The sequence below is a fragment of the Streptomyces sp. NBC_01485 genome (assembly GCF_036227125.1).
Taxonomy (GTDB): domain Bacteria; phylum Actinomycetota; class Actinomycetes; order Streptomycetales; family Streptomycetaceae; genus Streptomyces.
The window spans coordinates 6,269,927-6,286,849 of sequence record NZ_CP109435.1 but is presented as its reverse complement, the minus strand read 5'-3'; the positions used below and the strand labels follow the sequence as shown (position 1 = coordinate 6,286,849).

9 protein-coding genes are annotated in these 16,923 nt (G+C 72.7%); 4 read left to right on the top strand and 5 right to left on the bottom strand.

Going from position 1 to position 16,923, the window contains the following annotated elements; translation table 11 throughout:
* Positions 1-120 precede the first annotated feature (120 nt).
* The gene (locus tag OG352_RS28535) at positions 121-363 is read left to right on the top strand and encodes a mycoredoxin (RefSeq protein ID WP_329220840.1); all 243 of its coding nucleotides are present in this window, start codon (positions 121-123) and stop codon (positions 361-363) included.
* A 93-nt stretch (positions 364-456) separates the two neighbouring features.
* Here the strand turns inward: OG352_RS28535 and nudC are convergent, their stop codons facing one another.
* The 5 genes from nudC to OG352_RS28510 form a co-directional block, all read right to left on the bottom strand.
* On the bottom strand, positions 457-1,401 hold the full coding sequence (gene nudC / locus OG352_RS28530; protein WP_329220838.1) for an NAD(+) diphosphatase: 945 nt from the start codon (positions 1,399-1,401) through the stop codon (positions 457-459).
* Between the two features lie 155 nt (positions 1,402-1,556).
* Positions 1,557-2,969, bottom strand: a complete 1,413-nt coding sequence (locus OG352_RS28525) for a dipeptidase (protein ID WP_329220837.1) — start codon at positions 2,967-2,969, stop codon at positions 1,557-1,559.
* Positions 2,970-2,979: 10 nt separating this feature from the next.
* Positions 2,980-6,534 carry an ATP-dependent DNA helicase gene (locus OG352_RS28520; protein WP_329220835.1) on the bottom strand — a complete coding sequence of 1,185 codons (3,555 nt, stop codon included), beginning with the start codon at positions 6,532-6,534 and terminating at the stop codon, positions 2,980-2,982.
* A 101-nt stretch (positions 6,535-6,635) separates the two neighbouring features.
* Complete coding sequence (locus OG352_RS28515; RefSeq protein WP_329220833.1) at positions 6,636-10,022, bottom strand: ATP-dependent helicase; 3,387 nt, start codon at positions 10,020-10,022, stop codon at positions 6,636-6,638.
* 163 nt (positions 10,023-10,185) lie between these two features.
* A complete protein-coding gene (locus OG352_RS28510; protein WP_329220832.1) occupies positions 10,186-10,572 on the bottom strand; it encodes an MGMT family protein in 387 nt (128 codons plus the stop codon).
* 186 nt (positions 10,573-10,758) lie between these two features.
* On the opposite strand from OG352_RS28510, the gene OG352_RS28505 reads away from it, so the two are divergent.
* The 3 genes from OG352_RS28505 to OG352_RS28495 all read left to right on the top strand — a co-directional run bounded on the left by OG352_RS28505 (position 10,759) and on the right by OG352_RS28495 (position 16,899).
* Positions 10,759-13,521 carry a lysylphosphatidylglycerol synthase domain-containing protein gene (locus tag OG352_RS28505; protein ID WP_329220830.1) on the top strand — a complete coding sequence of 921 codons (2,763 nt, stop codon included), beginning with the start codon at positions 10,759-10,761 and terminating at the stop codon, positions 13,519-13,521.
* Positions 13,522-13,595: 74 nt separating this feature from the next.
* On the top strand, positions 13,596-15,140 hold the full coding sequence (locus tag OG352_RS28500) for an alpha/beta hydrolase (RefSeq protein ID WP_329220828.1): 1,545 nt from the start codon (positions 13,596-13,598) through the stop codon (positions 15,138-15,140).
* Between the two features lie 187 nt (positions 15,141-15,327).
* Positions 15,328-16,899 (top strand): alpha/beta hydrolase, encoded by a 1,572-nt coding sequence (locus OG352_RS28495; protein ID WP_329220827.1) that lies wholly within the window; start codon positions 15,328-15,330, stop codon positions 16,897-16,899.
* Positions 16,900-16,923: the final 24 nt, after the last annotated feature.

Sequence of the window (16,923 nt, the reverse complement as noted above, 5' to 3'; positions counted from 1 at the left end):
CCCTCGGCCGTCCGCACCCCACGGCGCCGGGCGGGAATGGTGGCCCTGTCACGTACGTTCTCCCCCTGCGACCACCTGTTCGCCTGACTTCCCCCGACCCGCCGAAGGAGCATTTGAGACATGCTGGGCACTGTGACGATGTACAGCACCACGTGGTGCGGCTACTGCCAGCGGCTGAAGAAGCAGCTCGACCGCGAGGGCATCGGGTACACCGAGATCAACATCGAGCATGACCCGCAGTCCGCGGAGTTCGTGGAGAAGGCGAATGGCGGAAACCAGACGGTGCCTACCGTGCTGTTCCCCGACGGCTCGACGCTGACGAACCCGTCGCTGGCGCAGGTGAAGCAGAAGATCGGCGTGTGACTGTAGAGGTGAGCGCGGCTCCCGGGGTGTCGGGGGCCGCGCTTTCTCGCGCCGTGGGTCGGATGAGGCTGCGGGTCGGCTGAAGCCGTGGGGTCAGATGAAGTTGCGGGTCGGCAGGGGCTTGCCGTACCAGAGCTCGATCAGACGGGCCGCGATGGAGATGCCGTACGGGGGCAGCACCTCGCCGGAATCGAAGGCGGCGCCGAGTTCGTCACGGGAGAACCAGCGGGCCTCGTGGATCTCGTCGCCGTCGACGTTGATCTCGGTGGAGGTGGCGCGGGCCATGAAGCCCAGCATGAGGCTGGACGGGAAGGGCCAGGGCTGGCTGGCGATGTAGTCGACCTGGCCGACGGTGACGCCGGCCTCCTCGAAGACCTCGCGGCGCACGGACTGCTCGATGGACTCGCCGGGCTCGACGAAACCGGCGAGGGTCGAGAAGCGGCCCTCGGGCCAGTGGACCTGGCGGCCGAGGAGGATGCGGTCCTCCTCGTCCGTGACGGCCATGATCACCGCGGGGTCGGTGCGCGGGTAGTGCTCGGCGCCGCAGGCGGGGCAGCGGCGGATGTGGCCGGCCGCGGCGATCACCGTGCGCTCGCCGCAGCGGGAGCAGAAGCGGTGCAGGCGCTGCCAGTTCTCCAGGGCGACCGCGTGCACCATGAGGCCCGTGTCTCGCGGCGACAGCAGCAGGCCGGCCTCGCGCAGACCGGCCGAGCGCGCGGACTGGTCGATACGGCCGGGCAGCGCGTCCTTCTGGAGGGCGAAGTAGCTGACGCCGTCCTCGTCGGTCCCCAGGAAGTAACGGTGCGCCTCGGTGAGGGGCGCCTCGAACGACGGGGTCATGACGAGTTCGGTGCTGCCGTCGGGCGTCTCGTCGATGAGGACCTGGCCGCCGGAGACGACGAAGCAACGCGTCGTGGGGTGGCTCCACGCCGCAGCGAGCCAGGCCTCGTCGAGCCGGTGGTGGGCGGCTCGGTCGATGCCGCTCGGCGCGGTGAGCGAAATGGGTCGATCGGCGTTCTGGTCGGTCCAGGTGGTCACGGGTACTTCCAACTCCCCCGGTGGAACGGTTGTTTCGGCGGGCGGTTCAGCGGGACGTACGGCAGGGGACGGCCGGTTCCGGTGCGGGGTCGCGATGCGGGGCGGGCTCTGCCGTGTGCCCCGCGTGCGTGTCGCCTCCGGACCGAGCGGGGGCGTCAGGGCGCATGGCGCCAGTTCTCGGCGAGGTCGCCCCAGAGGTACGCCGTGGTCTCGACGCCCTTGAGGAGGAGGTCCAGTTCGACCTTCTCGTTCGGCGCGTGCCAGCCGTCCGAGGGCACGGAGATGCCCAGGAAGAGCACGGGCGCGCCGAGGACCTCCTGGAGGTCGGCGGCGGGTCCCGAGCCGCCCTCGCGGGTGAAGCGGACGGGCCCTTCGAAGGCGCGGCCCATGGCGCGGACCACGGACTGCAGGGCCGGGTGGTCCAGCGGGGTCAGGCACGGGCGCGTGGCCGGGCTGAACGCGATCTCATAACCGATCCCGGCGGGCACCTGTTCGGCGGCCCAGGCGCGGACTGCCTTCTCGATGTGCTCGGGGTCCTGGCCGGCGACCAGCCGGAACGACAGCTTCACGAAGGCCGAGGACGGGATGATCGTCTTGCTGCCGGGGCCCTGGTAGCCGCCGCCGATGCCGTTGACCTCGGCGGTGGGGCGGGCCCAGACGCGCTCCAGGGTGGTGTGTCCGGCCTCGCCGTGGGTGGCGTGCGACCTGGCGGTGCGCAGCCACTCGTCCTCGGCGAAGGGCAGTTCGGCGAAGAGCTCGCGCTCGCGGTCGGTGAGCTCGACGATGCCGTCGTAGAAGCCGGGGACGGCCACGCGCGCGTGGTCGTCGTGCAGGGCGGCGACGAGGCGTGCGGCCGCGGTGGCCGGGTTGGGCACGGCACCGCCGAAAGAGCCCGAGTGGATGTCCTGGTCGGGGCCAGACAGCCGGATCTCGCACTCGGCGAGGCCGCGCATACCGGTGCACACCGTGGGGGTGTCCGCGGACCACATGCCGGTGTCGGAGACGATCACGGCGTCCGCGGCGAGCCGCCCGGCCTGCTCGTCGACCAGGGCGCGGAAGTTCGGGGAGCTGGACTCCTCCTCGCCCTCGATCAGCAGCTTGAGGTTGACGGCCGGGGCCGTGCGGCCGGTGGCGGCGAGGTGGGCGCGGACGCCGAGGGTGTGGAAGAAGACCTGGCCCTTGTCGTCGGCCGCCCCGCGCGCGTAGAGGCGGTTCTCGTGGACGACGGGCTCGAAGGGGTCGGTGTCCCAGCCGTCCTCGAGGGCGGCGGGCTGCACGTCGTGGTGGCCGTAGACCAGGACGGTGGGGGCCTGCGGATCGCCGGCGGGCCACTCGGCGTAGACGGCCGGGGCGCCCGGTGTCTGCCAGACCTCGACGGTCGGGAAGCCGGTCTCCTTCAGTTTGGCGGCGAGCCAGTCCGCGCTGCGCCGTACGTCGGGGGCGTGGTCGGGCTGCGCCGACACCGACGGGATGCGCAGCCACTCGGCGAGATCGTCGAGGAAGGCCGCGCGGTGCTGCTCGATGTACGTGCGGACGGCGCTGACGGCACTGTCAACGGGATGGCTCATGGTCACGAGCCTATCGGCCCGCACCGACATCCTCGCCGGGCCCTTGCGCGGGGTCTACCTGCCCGGCCCGTCCCCCGCGGTCGTCGTCGGCGCCCTCTTCCCCGGTCAACAGGCGCTCCAGCGCGGCACGATCGGGCAGACCCTCCGGTCGGACGACGTCGCCGGTGCGCACATACAGGAACGCCGCTGTGACGGATTCCACGGGCACACCCTGCTGCTCGGCCCAGGCGAGCCGGTAGAGGGCGAGCTGGAGGGGGTCGGCGGTGCGGGCCCGGTGCGTCTTCCAGTCGACGATGTCGTACGTCGCGGAGTCTCCGTCGCCCTCCTTGTAGACGGCGTCGATACGGCCCCGTACGAGGCGGCCGGCGAGGGCGAGCTGGAAGGGGGTCTCGACGCGGTAGGGCGTGCGGTGGGCGTACTCGGTGCGCTCGAAGGCCTCCTTGAGAGCCTCCAGGTCCTGTTCGTCGGCGATCTCTGCGTCGGCACCGGGCAGCTCGTCCGGTTCCAGCAGAGGGAGCGTCAACTCCTCGAAGCGGGCCTCCACCCATGCGTGGAACCGGGTGCCACGGCGCGCGGCCGGTTGTGGGGGGCGCGGCATGGGGCGCGCGAGTTCCTGTGCGAGACCGTCCGGGTCGGCGGCCAGGCGCAGTACCTGCGAGGCGGTCAGGGTCGTCGGCAGGGGGACGTCCGTGACGCTCCGGCGGGCGCGCAGGAGCTCTCCGGCGAGCGCGTCGAGGTCGCGGTCCCAGGAGGCGACGGTGCGGGTCTCCTCGGGGGTGAGAGGGGTCCGGCGCGGGTGACCGGGGTGAGGGCGCGCGGTGGGGGGCTCCGGGGCCGTCGCCTGGTGCGGGACGGCGGGGCGGGCGCCGGTCCACTCGTCCCAGTCACCGGGGTCCTCCTCGAACGGGTCGGCCTCGCCGTAGGGCGGCTGGTCCTCCCCATAGGGGGGCTCGTTCTCGCCGGTGAGGTCGTCCTCGTCCGGTGGTGGGGGCCAGTCCGGGTCTTCGTAGGTGTCCGGGTCGTGGGTGGCGCCGGGGTGGCCGTCCTCGGGTGAGGCGAGGTCCTCCAGGTGGGCGAGGACGGTCTCGGCGGCGGCGCGGCGGCGGGCCAGGGCGGTGTCGTCCAGGGGGAGCGGCCAGACCTGATCGGCGGTCGCCCGGTGCAGGGTGGGGCTCTCCGCGTCCTCCTCCGGCGCGTCCGCCCAGGCCTCGATCTCGCCGTGGCCGGCCGCGCAGTGGTCGTGGAGGGCCTGGAGAAAGTCGGAGGGGCCGCGTGGCTTCTTCTGGGTGGGGCCCCACCAGTGGCCGGAGCCGAGCAGCAGGGAGCGGGGGCGGGTGAAGGTGACGTAGCCGAGGCGGAGTTCCTCGGTGTGCTGGTGGTCCTTCATGGCCTCGTGGAAGGCCTTCATGCCGCGTGCGTCCCAGGAGTCGAGGTCGGGGAGCGTGTCGGTGTCGCCGCGCAGTTCGTGCGGCAGCACCTTGGCCTGCGCGGTCCACTTCTCGCGGCCCTGTGCGCTGGGGAAGGTGCCGGTGACCAGGCCGGGTACGGCGACGACGTCCCACTCCAGGCCCTTGGACTTGTGCGCGGTGAGCACCTTGACGGTGTTCTCACCGCCGGGGAGGGCGTTGTCGAGGCCCTTCTCGTACTGGGCCGCGGTGCGCAGGAAGGCGAGGAAGGCCAACAGGCTCGCCTCGCTCTCACCCGCGGCGAAGGACGCGGCGATGTCGAGGAAGTTGGACAGGGTCTCGCGGCGGCGGGCGGCCAGGGCGTGCGGGGACGCCGACAGCTCGACCTCGAGGCCGGTGACGGCGAGGACGCGGTGCAGGACGTCCATCAGGGGGTCGGCCAGAGAGCGACGCAGGTCGCGCAGTTCGGTGGCGAGCCGCGCGAACCGCACGCGCGCGTCCGGCGAGAACGGCAGTCCGTCGCCGCCGTCGCCCCGCGCCCCGCCGTACAGCGGCGACTCCAGGAACGCGTCGAGGGCGTCCGCGAGCGATATCACCTCGGACGGGTCGACCCCCTCGACGGCCCCGGCGAGGCGGCGGTCCGGGTCGTCGTCGCCGTCCCCGCGCGCGTGGCTGACGAGCAGCCGGGCCCGGCGGCCCAGGAGGGCGAGGTCGCGTGCGCCGATGCTCCAGCGCGGGCCGGTGAGCAGCCGGACCAGGGAGGCGTTGGCGCCCGGGTCCTGCAGCACCTCGCAGACGGCGACGAGGTCGGCGACCTCGGGCAGGTGCAGCAGCCCGGACAGGCCCACGACCTCGACGGGGATGTCCCGGGCGACCAGCGCGCCCTGGATCTGCGCGAAGTCGGTGGCCGTGCGGCACAGGACGGCGATCTCACCGGGCGCCGTACCGGTGCGCACGAGGTGGGCGACGGAGTCGGCGATCCAGTCCATCTCCTCGGCGTGGGTGGCCAGGAGGGCGCAGCGGACCACTCCGTCGCGTTCGGCGCCGGGGGCCGGGCGCAGGGCCTCCACGCCCGCGTGCATCGCGCGCAGGGGCTCGGCCATGCCGTTGGCGAGGTCCAGGAGGCGGCCGCCGCTGCGGCGGTTCTCGCTGAGCGACTGGCGCCGTGCCCTGCCTCCGTCGGCCTGCGCGAAGTGCTCGGGGAAGTCGTCGAGGTTGGCGACGGAGGCGCCTCGCCAGCCGTAGATGGCCTGGCAGGGGTCGCCGACGGCGGTCACGGGGTGGCCGGTGCCGCCGCCGAACAGGCCGGCGAGGAGGATGCGCTGGGCGACGGAGGTGTCCTGGTACTCGTCGAGGAGGACGACGCGGAACTCGTCGCGCAGGATCGGGCCCACTTCGGGGACCTGGCCGAGCTGTGCCGCCATCGCGATCTGGTCGCCGAAGTCGAGCAGGTCGCGCTCGCGCTTGGCGGTCCGGTAGCGCAGCACCAAGTCGGCCAGTTCGCGTCGGGCGGCGGCCGTCTCGGGCACCTTGCGCAGGTCGGCGTTGGTGAGCTTGGCGCCCTCCAGGGTGCGTAGCAGCCCGGCGTCCCACGCGCGCAGTTCCTCGGGCCGGACCAGGTGCTCGGCGAGTTCGGCGTCGAGCGCGAGGAGGTCGCTGATCAGGTCGGCGAAGGAGCGGGTGAGCGACGGGTACGGGCCCGGTGCCTCGCGCAGTACGCGCGCGGCGAGCTGGTAGCGGGTGGCGTCGGCGAGCAGGCGGGACGTGGGCTCCAGGCCGATGCGCAGGCCGTGGTCGGTCAGGAGGCGGCCCGCGAAGGCGTGGTAGGTGGAGATCACCGGCTCGCCCGGCGGGTTGTCGGGGTCGATGACGTCGGGGTCGGTGACGCCTGCCTTGAGCAGCGCCTTGCGGACGCGCTCCGCGAGTTCTCCGGCGGCCTTGTTGGTGAAGGTCAGGCCGAGAACCTGTTCGGGGGCGACCTGCCCGGTGCCGACCAGCCACACCACGCGCGCGGCCATCACCGTCGTCTTGCCCGACCCGGCTCCGGCCACGATCACCTGCGGGGCGGGCGGCGCGGTGATGCAGGCCGTCTGCTCCGGGGTGAAGGGGATCCCGAGGAGCTCCTTGAGCTGCTCGGGATCGCTGATACGGGCGGGCATGAGGAGAGGCTAGCGGCGGGCACTGACAGTCGGTGCCCAACCGGTCCTCACCGACCCTCAGGAGTGGAAGGGGCGCAGGCCGACGCGGTCAGTGCGGTAGGTCACTCGACGACGTGCCGTCCCTCGGGCCGTGCGCTGCACGAGGCGCGGAAGGCGCAGTGGGTGCACTGCTGGCCGGCGGTCGGGGTGAACCGCTCGTCGAGGACCTTGCCGGCCGCCGTGGCGAGCAGATCGCCGACCCACTCCCCCTCCAGCGGTTCCTGTGCCTGCACCTTGGGAAGGGCCTCTCCGCCGTCCTTCTTGGCGGCCCCCTGTCGGAGCTGGACGAGTTCGGCACCGCCCGGCTCCGGCCGTACGCCGGCGAAGGCCTCGTCGAGGGCGCCCTCGCGGACGGCGAGCTGGTAGACGGCGAGCTGGGGGTGGCGCTCCACCTCGCGGGCGGTCGGCGTCTGCTTGCCGGTCTTGAAGTCGACGACGTAGGCGCGGCCTTCGCCGTCGGCCTCCACGCGGTCCATCTGGCCGCGGATGCGCACCTCGTAGTCGCCCGCTTCGAGAGTGACGTCGAAGTCGTGCTCGCTGGCGACGGGGGTGCGGCCCGTGCGGTCCATCACGTGCCACTTCAGGAAGCGTTCGAGCGCCGCACGCGCGTGTGCCTTCTCCTGTGTGGACTTCCACGGTGCGTCGAAGGCGAGGGCGTTCCACACGGAGTCGAGGCGCTCCATGAGGACGTCGAGGTCGGCCGGGGTGTGCCCGGAGGCGACCTCGTCGGCGAGGACGTGCACCACGTTGCCGAAGCCCTGGGCGGCGGTGGCGGGAGCGTCGGCCTTCACCTCGCGGCCCAGGAACCACTGCAGGGCGCAGGTGTTGGCGAGCTGGTCGAGTGCGCTGCCGGAGAGCACGACGGGCTGGTCGCGGTCGCGTAGCGGAACCTTGCTCTCGGTCGGCTCGAACATGCCCCACCAGCGGTAGGGGTGAGCCGACGGCACCAGGGGCCTGCCGTCCTCGTCGGCGAGCGCGGCCAGCCGGGCCAGGCGGCGGGCGGCCACCTCCCTGAGGGGGGCGGAGGCGCGCGGGTCGACCGTCGTGGCGCGCAGTTCGGCGACCAGCGCGGCGACCGAAAGAGGGCGGCGGGGGCGGCCCGTGACGTCCTTGGGTTCGACGCCGAGTTCGGTCAGGAAGCGGGAGGGCTGGTCGCCGTCGTCGGCGGGTGCCTTGACGGCGGTGACGACGAGTCGCTCACGCGCGCGTGTGGCGGCGACGTAGAACAGGCGGCGCTCTTCGGCGAGCAGTGCGCCCGGGGTGAGCGGCTCGGCGAGTCCGTCGCGGCCGATGCGGTCGGCCTCCAGGAGGGATCCCCGGCGCCGCAGGTCCGGCCACAGGCCCTCCTGGACGCCGGCCACGACGACCAGGCTCCACTCCAGGCCCTTGGCGCGGTGGGCGGTCATCAGGCGTACGGCGTCGGGGCGCACGGCACGCCGGGTGAGGGTGTCGGCGGCGATGTCCTCGGCCTCGGTCTCGGCCAGGAAGTTCAGGGCGCCCCGGCCGCCGGTGCGCTCCTCCGCGCGCGCGGCGGTGGCGAACAGCGCGCACACGGCGTCCAGGTCCCGGTCGGCGTTGCGGCCGGCCGCGCCGCCGCGCCGGGCCGCCCGTTCCAGGCGCGCGGGCCAGGGTGTGCCGTCCCAGAGGTCCCACAGCGCCTCCTCGGCGCTCCCGCCGCGCGCGAGGCGCTCGCGGGCCGTCGCCAGCAGCGCGCCCAGGCGTTGGGCGCCACGCGCGTACGTCGGGTCGTGGGTGACCAGCCGCTCCGGCTCGGCCAGGGCGCGCGCGAGCAGTTCGTCGGAGGGCGGCGGCAGCGGGTTGCCCGCGGCGCGTTCCTCCTCGCGCAGGGCGCGTCCGAGGCGGCGCAGATCGGCGGCGTCCATGCCGGCGAGGGGCGAGGCGAGGAGGGTGAGTGCGGTTTCGGTGTCGAGCCAGCAGGCGACCGCGCTCTGGGTCGCCTCGCCCTGGGTGGCCTCGACCTCGCTCGCCTCGTCCCCCGCCGGTGGTGCGGTCGCCTCCGCGCGTGGTGCCGCTGTCTCCGCCGAGGGGATGGACGTCTCCGCCGTCGCCACCGCCCGTAGAGCCGTCAGCAGGGGTGCCACCGCCGGTTCGTGGCGCAGGGGGAGGTCGTCGCCGTCGATGTCGAGGGGGACGCCCGCGGCGGTGAGGGCACGGCGGACGGTCGGGATCGTGCGGGAGCCGGCGCGTACCAGGACGGCCATGTCGCCCCAGGGCACGCCGTCCTCCAAGTGCGCGCGGCGCAGGATGTCGGCGACGTTGTCCAGTTCGGTGCCGGCCGTCGGGTACGTGTAGACCTCGACGCCGCCTCCGTCGCGTGCGGCGGCCAGTTCGCGGTGGGCGCGGACCTTCTCGGCCGGCAGGCGGGTCAGGGGCATCCGCTGGGTCAGCAGCCGGGTGGCTGCCAGGAGGACCGCGCCGGAGCGGCGGGCGGTGCGCAGAACCTCGACGGGGGCCGGGCGGCCGTCGGGGCGGGGGAAGGCGTGCGGGAAGTCCAGGATGCCGTTCACGTCGGCGCCCCGGAAGGTGTAGATCGACTGGTCGGGGTCGCCGAAGGCGACCAGGGTGCGGCCGCCGCCGGCCAGCGCGTGCAGCAGGCGCACCTGGGCCGGATCGGTGTCCTGGTACTCGTCGACGAACACGGCGTCGTACTGCGCGGCGAGCCGCTCGGCGGCTTCGGGGCGGTGGGCGAGCAGGACCGCACGGTGGACGAGTTCCGCGTAGTCGATCACGCCGTGCAGGTCGAGCACGTCGAGGTACTCGGCGAGGAAGGCTGCCGCGGCACGCCAGTCGGGGCGGCCGATGCGGTGGGCGAACGCGTCCAGGGACGTGGGGTCGAGGCCCAGTTCACGGCTGCGGGCGAGCACCGCGCGGACCTCGTCGGCGAAGCCGCGGGTGGTGAGACAGGCGCGCAGTTCGTCCGGCCAGCGCACGTGCGCGAGGCCGAGCCGTTGCAGGTCGAGCTGGCCGGCGAGCAGCTCACGGACGGCCACGTCCTGCTCGGGGCCGGACAGCAGCCGTAGGGGGTCCACGAACAGGTCCGCGTCCTGGTGGGCGCGGATCAGGGCGTAGCAGTACGAGTGGAAGGTGGTCGCCTGGGGTGCGCGGGCGGCGCCCATGCGATGCGCCATCCGGTCCCGCAGCTCGACGGCCGCCTTGCGGCTGAACGTGAGGACCAGGACGCGCGCGGGGTCACCGCCCCGGGCGACCCGGGCCGCCACGGACTCGACGAGCGTGGTGGTCTTTCCGGTGCCCGGACCTGCGAGGACGAGCAGCGGACCGGCTCCGTGCTCAACCACGGAGCGCTGTGCGGCGTCCGGACGAGGGGGATCCACGCGGGCCGGCGGGGTACGCACCAGTCGGTGAGCGCCACGGTTCCCCTGTCGCCCCTGGGGGTGCGACAGGCGCCTGGTGGAGGAAGAGGAACTCACGTGGTTCGCCGGTCCTGGTGGGTGTGCTGGTCGGCCGGGGACGGCTGTCTCCGCCCCGTGCCCCTCGAAACGTACGTCATGCCGCCGGCGTGCCCGGTTTCGCCGGTTTCCCCCGTACGGGCCAGAGGAGGCTCCCCTCAGACCCGTCCCATGGCGGAAGCTGTCATATGTGACCTTCCGCGCGTTCGCCGCCGTCCCAGCGCGCCCGCTTCATGTCGAGGCGCGGCACATGGCCCTCGGCGGCCCTGCTCGCCTGCTTCAGCGGCGTGCCCTCCGCGCGGTAGTGGTCGAGCGCCCGCAGTTCGTGCCCGGGGAGCAGCACCCCGTCCGCGCGCACGACACGCCACCAGGGGACGGCTCCCCCGTAGAGGGCCATCACGCGCCCGACCTGCCGGGGGCCGCCCTCCTCGAGCCACTCGGCGACGTCCCCGTATGTCATGACCCGCCCGGGCGGGATCCGCTCCGCGACCTCGAGGACCCGCTCGGCGTACTCCGGAAGGGTGTCCGTGTACTCCGGGCGGGCGTCGTCCGGAAGGCTCTGCTCGCTCATCCGCCCCATAGTGCCGCACGCCACCGACAATGCGACGGGCCTGCGACCCTGTGTGACCCTCGCCCCGGAGCGGGGCTTCGGGCAGACTGTGCGCCCCCGCATTTGCACCCTGATGCCCCCGTGTGTCGGTGGGGCATGCCACCATCGTGCGGGCGGTGACCGGTGATACGAGATCAAGAAGAGACGATGAAGCAGCAGGGCGTGCGGTCTGAGGACGCGGAGGACACCTCTGCCGTCGCGTCGCGCCCGGACAGCGCCGAAGAAGCCGAAGAGATCTCCGAAGAGCCGGGACCGCGGGACGAAGAGACACAGGAAAACGAAGAAGCACAGGTAGCAGAGACACGGGACGAGGTGCACATCGACGAGGTCGAGGGCGACGAACCGCTGCTCCCCGCGCGCGTGCACCGCCCTTCCGACCTGATGCGGCTGTTGGTGGGCGTGCTCGCCGTCGCCCTGCTGCTGGCCATCGCCGCGTTCGCACACGGAACGACCTCGGGTCTCGAACAGGACATCAACAAGGGCACCGGGCAGGCACCCGATCTCCTCATCAAGATCGCCGGGCTGGCGTCCAGCATCGCGATCCTGCTGGTGCCGGTCGCGTTCGCGATCGAGCGTCTGATCAAGCGCGACGGGCTGCGCATCGCCGACGGTGTGCTCGCCGCGGTCCTCGCGCACGGGGTGACCCTCGCCACTGACCTGTGGGTCGCGAAGGGCGCTCCGGGCTCGATCCAGGAGGCGCTCACCCAGCCCTCCCCCGGGGACATCCACGCCCTCACCGACCCGGTGCACGGCTATCTCGCGCCCGTCATCGCGTACATGACGGCCGTCGGCATGTCCCGTCGGCCGCGCTGGCGCTCGGTTCTGTGGATCGTGCTGCTCCTGGACGCCTTCTCGATGCTCGTCACCGGCTACACGACACCGTTCTCGATCATCCTCACGGTCCTGATCGGCTGGACGGTGGCGTACGGGACGCTGTACGCGGTCGGCTCGCCGAACGTGCGTCCCACGGGGCGGACGCTGATGGCGGGCCTGCGGCACGTCGGCTTCCGCCCGGTGAGCGCGGCCCGCGAGGAAGGACCGGACGCCGCGGAGGGCGACCGCGGCCGGCGCTACTTCGTCACCCTGGAGGACGGTCCACCGCTGGACGTCACGGTCGTCGACCGGGAACAGCAGGCCCAGGGGTTCTTCTACCGCGCGTGGCGCAATCTGACCCTGCGCGGCTTCGCCACCCGCAGCAGCCTGCAGTCGCTGCGCCAGGCGCTGGAGCAGGAGGCGCTGCTCGCCTACGCGGCCATCGCGGCCGGCGCCAACGCCCCGAAGCTGATCGCGACCTCCGAGCTCGGTCCCGACGCGGTGATCCTCGTCTACGAGCACACCGGCGGCCGCACCCTCGACTCGCTGGCGGACGAGGAGATCACCGACGGCCTGCTGCGCAACACCTGGCACCAGGTGCAGGCCCTGCAGTCGCGGCGCATCGCGCACCGCCGGCTCGCGGGTGACGCGATCCTGGTGGATCGTTCCGGCACCGTGATCCTCACCGATCTGCGCGGCGGCGAGATCGCGGCCGGCGACCTGCTGCTGCGTATGGACGTCGCCCAACTGGTGACGACGCTCGGCCTGCGGGTGGGCGCCGAGCGGGCGGTGGCCTCCGCGGTGGGCGTGCTCGGGCCGGACGCCGTCGCGGACTGTCTGCCGATGCTCCAGCCCATCGCGCTGACCCGCTCCACGCGCGCGACGCTGCGCCGACTGGCACGCGAGCGGGCGCAGCGGGAACGCGAGGCGGTCCTGGAGGCCTCCCAGCAGGCCAGGCAGGCGCGCCTGGAGGCGGCCGGGGACGACACCGAGACCGTCGTCCTGGAGAAGCCCGGCAAGAAGGCCGTCCGCGCGGAGGCGCGGGCGGAGAAGCGGGCCATCGACGAGGCGCTGGAGGAGGCACGCGAGGAGGATCTGCTGACGCAGATCCGGCACCAGGTGCTGCTGATCCGGCCCCAGGCACCCGTGGAGCCGGCCCGGCTGGAGCGGGTGCGGCCGCGCACCCTGATGAGCTTCATCGCCGGTGCCTTCGGCGCGTACTTCCTGCTGACGCAGCTCACCCACATCGAGTTCGGTCCGCTCGTCGCCAACGCCGAGTGGGGCTGGGTGGCTGCGGCTGTGTTCTTCTCGGCGTTGAGCTATGTCGCCGCGGCGATGAGCCTGCTGGGGTTCGTGCCGGAGCGGGTGCCGTTCCCGCGGACCGTGGCCGCGCAGGTCGCCGGGTCCTTCGTGAAGATCGTGGCCCCGGCCGCGGTCGGCGGGGTCGCCCTCAACACGCGCTTCCTGCAGCGCGCCGGGGTGCGGCCCGGGCTCGCGGTGGCCAGTGTCGGTGCCTCGCAGTTGTTCGGGCTGGGCTGCCACATCCTGATGCTGCTGTCGTTCGGCTACCTCACCGGCACCGAGAAGACGCCGTCGCTGTCGCCGTCCCGCACGGTCATCGCGGGTCTGCTCACGGTGGCGGTGCTGGTCCTCGTGGTGACCTCGGTGCCGTTCCTGCGGAAATTCGTCGTCACGCGCGTGAGGTCGCTGTTCGCGGGTGTCGTGCCGCGCATGCTGGACGTGCTGCAGCGGCCGCAGAAGCTGGTCACCGGCATCGGCGGCATGCTCCTGCTCACCGCCTGCTTCGTGATGTGCCTGGACGCGTCGATCCGCGCGTTCGGCGACGAGTCGACCTCGCTGAGCATCGCCAGCGTCGCCGTCGTCTTCCTGGCCGGCAACGCGCTCGGCTCCGCCGCTCCGACGCCGGGCGGAGTCGGCGCCGTCGAGGCGACCCTGACGGTCGGTCTGATCGCGGTGGGCCTGCCCAAGGAGGTCGCCGCTCCCGCGGTGCTGCTCTTCCGCCTGCTGACGCTGTGGATCCCCGTACTGCCGGGCTGGCTGGCCTTCAACCAGCTGACCCGCAAGGGCGCCCTGTAGGAGGGCTCGGGCGCCCGTACCTCGTACGGACCGCGCCCCGCGCGCGTGCCCGCACGCGACCGCAGGATGGAATCATGCCGAATCCCGCCCGCCTGCGCGCCGCCGCCGTGACCGCCGTCGCCCTGCTGCTGTCCTCCCTGGTGGCGGGCTGCGGCGACGGCTCACAGGCCGAGGGCCTGTCGGCGCAGGAGCTGAGCTGGAAGGACTGCCCGGCCCCCTCCCCGGCCGAGGGCGGCGGCAGCGCCCCGTCCCCGCTGCCGGACGGCGACCAGTGGCAGTGCGCGACGATGCGGGCGCCCCTCGACTGGGACGACCCCGAGGGCGACACGATCGGCATCGCGCTGATCCGGGCCCGGGCGAGCGGCGCCGCGAGCGGGCGGATCGGCTCGCTGGTCTTCAACTTCGGCGGCCCCGGCGGCTCGGGCGTGTCCACCCTGCCCGCGTTCGGCGACGAGTACGCGGCCCTGCGCACCCGCTACGACCTGGTGAGCTTCGACCCGCGCGGGGTCGGCCGCAGCGCCGGCGTGCGGTGCGAGACCGACCAGCAGCTCGACGCGTACTTCCAGCAGGACAGCACGCCCGACGACGCCGGCGAGCGCACCGCGCTGCTGGACAACACCAAGGACTTCAACGCGGCCTGCGAGAAGAACTCCGAGAAGACGCTGCCGCATGTGCGGACCACCGACGCGGCCCGCGACATGGACCTGATGCGCCAGGTGCTGGGCGACGACAGGCTGTACTACTTCGGTGTCTCCTACGGCACCGAACTGGGCGGTGTGTACGCCCACTTGTTCCCGAAGAACGTGGGGCGGGCGGTCTTCGACGCGGTGGTCGACCCGACGCAGACGTCCGAGCAGGGCTCGCTCGGTCAGGCCAGGGGTTTCCAGCTCGCGCTCGACAACTTCGCCGAGGACTGCACGTCCAAGACGGCGGACTGCCCCGTCGGGGACACTCCGCAGGAGGTGAAGGACCGGATCGCCAAGCTCCTGAAGGATCTGGACGGCAAGCCGCTGCCGGGCATCTTCCCGCGCGAACTGACCCAGAGCGCCGCGACCAACGGCATCGCGCAGGCGCTGTACTCGAAGGACTTCTGGGAGTACCTCACCGAGGGCCTGGAGCAGGCGTACTCCGGGGACGGCAAGATTCTGATGCTGCTGTCCGACCTGATGAACGGCCGCAGCGAGAACGGCGAGTACAGCAACATCACGGCCGCCAACGTCGCCATCAACTGCGCCGACGACAAGCCGCGATACTCCACCGCCTATGTGCAGCAGAAGCTGCCGGAGTTCCGGGCCGCCTCCAGCGTGTTCGGGGACTTCCTGGCCTGGAGCATGCTCGGTTGCACGGACTGGGCCGTGCCGGGCGCCGCCGACCATCCCGACGTGAGCGCGCCCGGGTCGGCGCCGATCCTCGTCGTGGGCAACACCGGCGACCCGGCGACCCCGTACGAGGGGGCGCGGAAGATGGTGGACGCGCTGGGCAAGGGTGTCGGGGTCGAGCTGACGTACAAGGGCCAGGGGCATGGTGCGTACGGCAGCAAGAACAAGTGCGTGCAGGCGGCGGTGAACGGCTATCTGCTGACCGGCAAGCCGCCGGCCGCCGGGACCGTCTGCTCCTGACCTCCGCCGCCCCTGACGCCCCCTCGGAATCCTCTGACACCACCTGGCATCCGCCGCGAATTTCCCGGAAAACCCGCAGGTCAAAAGGTTATCCACAGGCTCGGACGGGCCGACCTTGATCCGCCTAATATGGCCTGACAGCCCATCCGCCGCCGAGTGCGGACGGCCTGCGAGGGGGGAAGTGCACATGGCGCGATTCACATGGTGGACGGTGTTGGGGGCCGCCGCCGCACTGCTGGTGGCGGGCTGTGGCGGCGGCTCGTCGGACGGAGGCGAGGACGGCAAGGGCGGTTCGGCCGACGCCCGGCCGTCCGACGGCTCCTCAGGATCGACGGCGCCGGCGACGGCGGTTGCCCTGCCCGCCGCGCTGACCGGGCAGAAGCTCGACTGGGGGCGCTGCAAGGCCGCCGCGGACTCCGCGGCGCCGGGCGGTGACTGGCAGTGCGCGACGCTGAAGGTGCCGCTGGACTGGTCGAAGCCGGACGGCGACACCATCGGCCTCGCCCTGGTGCGCACCAAGTCCCGCGCGAGCGGAACCGATCGGACCGGCTCGCTGCTGTTCAACTTCGGCGGTCCCGGCGGCTCGGGCGTCTCCACGCTCCCCTCCTTCGGCTCCACGTTCTCCTCGCTCCGTGAGCGCTACGACCTGGTGAGCTGGGACCCGCGCGGGGTCGGCGCCAGCGAGGGCATCCGCTGCCGCAGCGACAAGGACATCCAGACCGCCGAGTCCCTCGACTCCACCCCGGACACCCCGGCCGAGGAACAGGCCTACTTCCGGGACGCCACCGACCTCGGCAAGGGCTGCGAGAAGGCCGCGGGGGCGCTGATGGCCCACGTGTCGACAACCGACACCGCCCGCGACATGGACCTGATGCGCCAGGTGCTCGGCGACCCGAAGATGCACTACTTCGGCATCTCCTACGGAACCGAACTGGGCGGCGTGTACGCCCACTTGTTCCCGAAGAACGTGGGGCGCGCGGTGTTCGACGCGGTGGCCGACCCGAGCGCCGACGCGGTGGGCCACGCGCAGAACCAGGCGCGCGGCTTCCAGCGGGCGCTCGACGACTACCTCGAGTCGACGGGCCAGGACCCGCAGAAGGGCAGCAGGAAGATCGCGGACCTGCTGGACCGGATCGACGCCACGCCGCTGCCCACGTCGGACGGGCGGAAGCTGACGCAGACGCTCGCGGTCACCGGCATCGTGCTGCCGCTGTACAGCGAGTCGAGCTGGCCGAGCCTGACCAGCGCCCTGAAGTCGGCCGAGTCCGGGGACGGCTCCGAGCTGCTGACGCTCGCCGACGGCTTCAACGATCGGGACGCCTCGGGGCACTACGGCACGGGCGCCCACTCGCAACGGGTCATAGCGTGCTTGGACGACAAGCAGCGGCCGACCGCCGAGGGGACGAGGAAGCTGTTGCCGGAGTTCGAGAAGATCTCGCCCGTGTTCGGGGACTTCCTGGGCTGGGACACGGCCGGCTGGTGCCACGACTGGCCCGTGGCCGGGCAGTACGACACCCCGGAGGTGAGCGCGGCGGGTGCGGCACCGATCCTGCTGGTCGGCAACACCGGGGACCCGGCGACGCCGTACGAAGGGGCGCGGAAGATGGCGGACGAGCTGGGCAAGGGCGTCGGGGTGCTGCTCACCTGGAAGGGCGAGGGGCACGGTGCGTACGGGAGCGGGAGCACCTGCGTCGACTCGGCGGTGAACGCGTACCTGTTGAAGGGCACGGTGCCCAAGGACGGCAAGGTCTGCTCATGACGACGGCGGAGGCTTCGCGCACTC

What these genes read in the sequence shown, in the direction of transcription:
- OG352_RS28510 (WP_329220832.1), bottom strand. Translation starts at nt 10,572, where the DNA reads ATGAGCGAGCAGAGCCTTCCGGACGACGCCCGCCCGGAGTACACGGAC.
- OG352_RS28525 (WP_329220837.1), bottom strand. Translation starts at nt 2,969, where the DNA reads ATGAGCCATCCCGTTGACAGTGCCGTCAGCGCCGTCCGCACGTACATC.
- OG352_RS28520 (WP_329220835.1), bottom strand. Translation starts at nt 6,534, where the DNA reads ATGCCCGCCCGTATCAGCGATCCCGAGCAGCTCAAGGAGCTCCTCGGG.
- OG352_RS28535 (WP_329220840.1), top strand. Translation starts at nt 121, where the DNA reads ATGCTGGGCACTGTGACGATGTACAGCACCACGTGGTGCGGCTACTGC.
- OG352_RS28505 (WP_329220830.1), top strand. Translation starts at nt 10,759, where the DNA reads ATGAAGCAGCAGGGCGTGCGGTCTGAGGACGCGGAGGACACCTCTGCC.
- OG352_RS28500 (WP_329220828.1), top strand. Translation starts at nt 13,596, where the DNA reads ATGCCGAATCCCGCCCGCCTGCGCGCCGCCGCCGTGACCGCCGTCGCC.
- OG352_RS28495 (WP_329220827.1), top strand. Translation starts at nt 15,328, where the DNA reads ATGGCGCGATTCACATGGTGGACGGTGTTGGGGGCCGCCGCCGCACTG.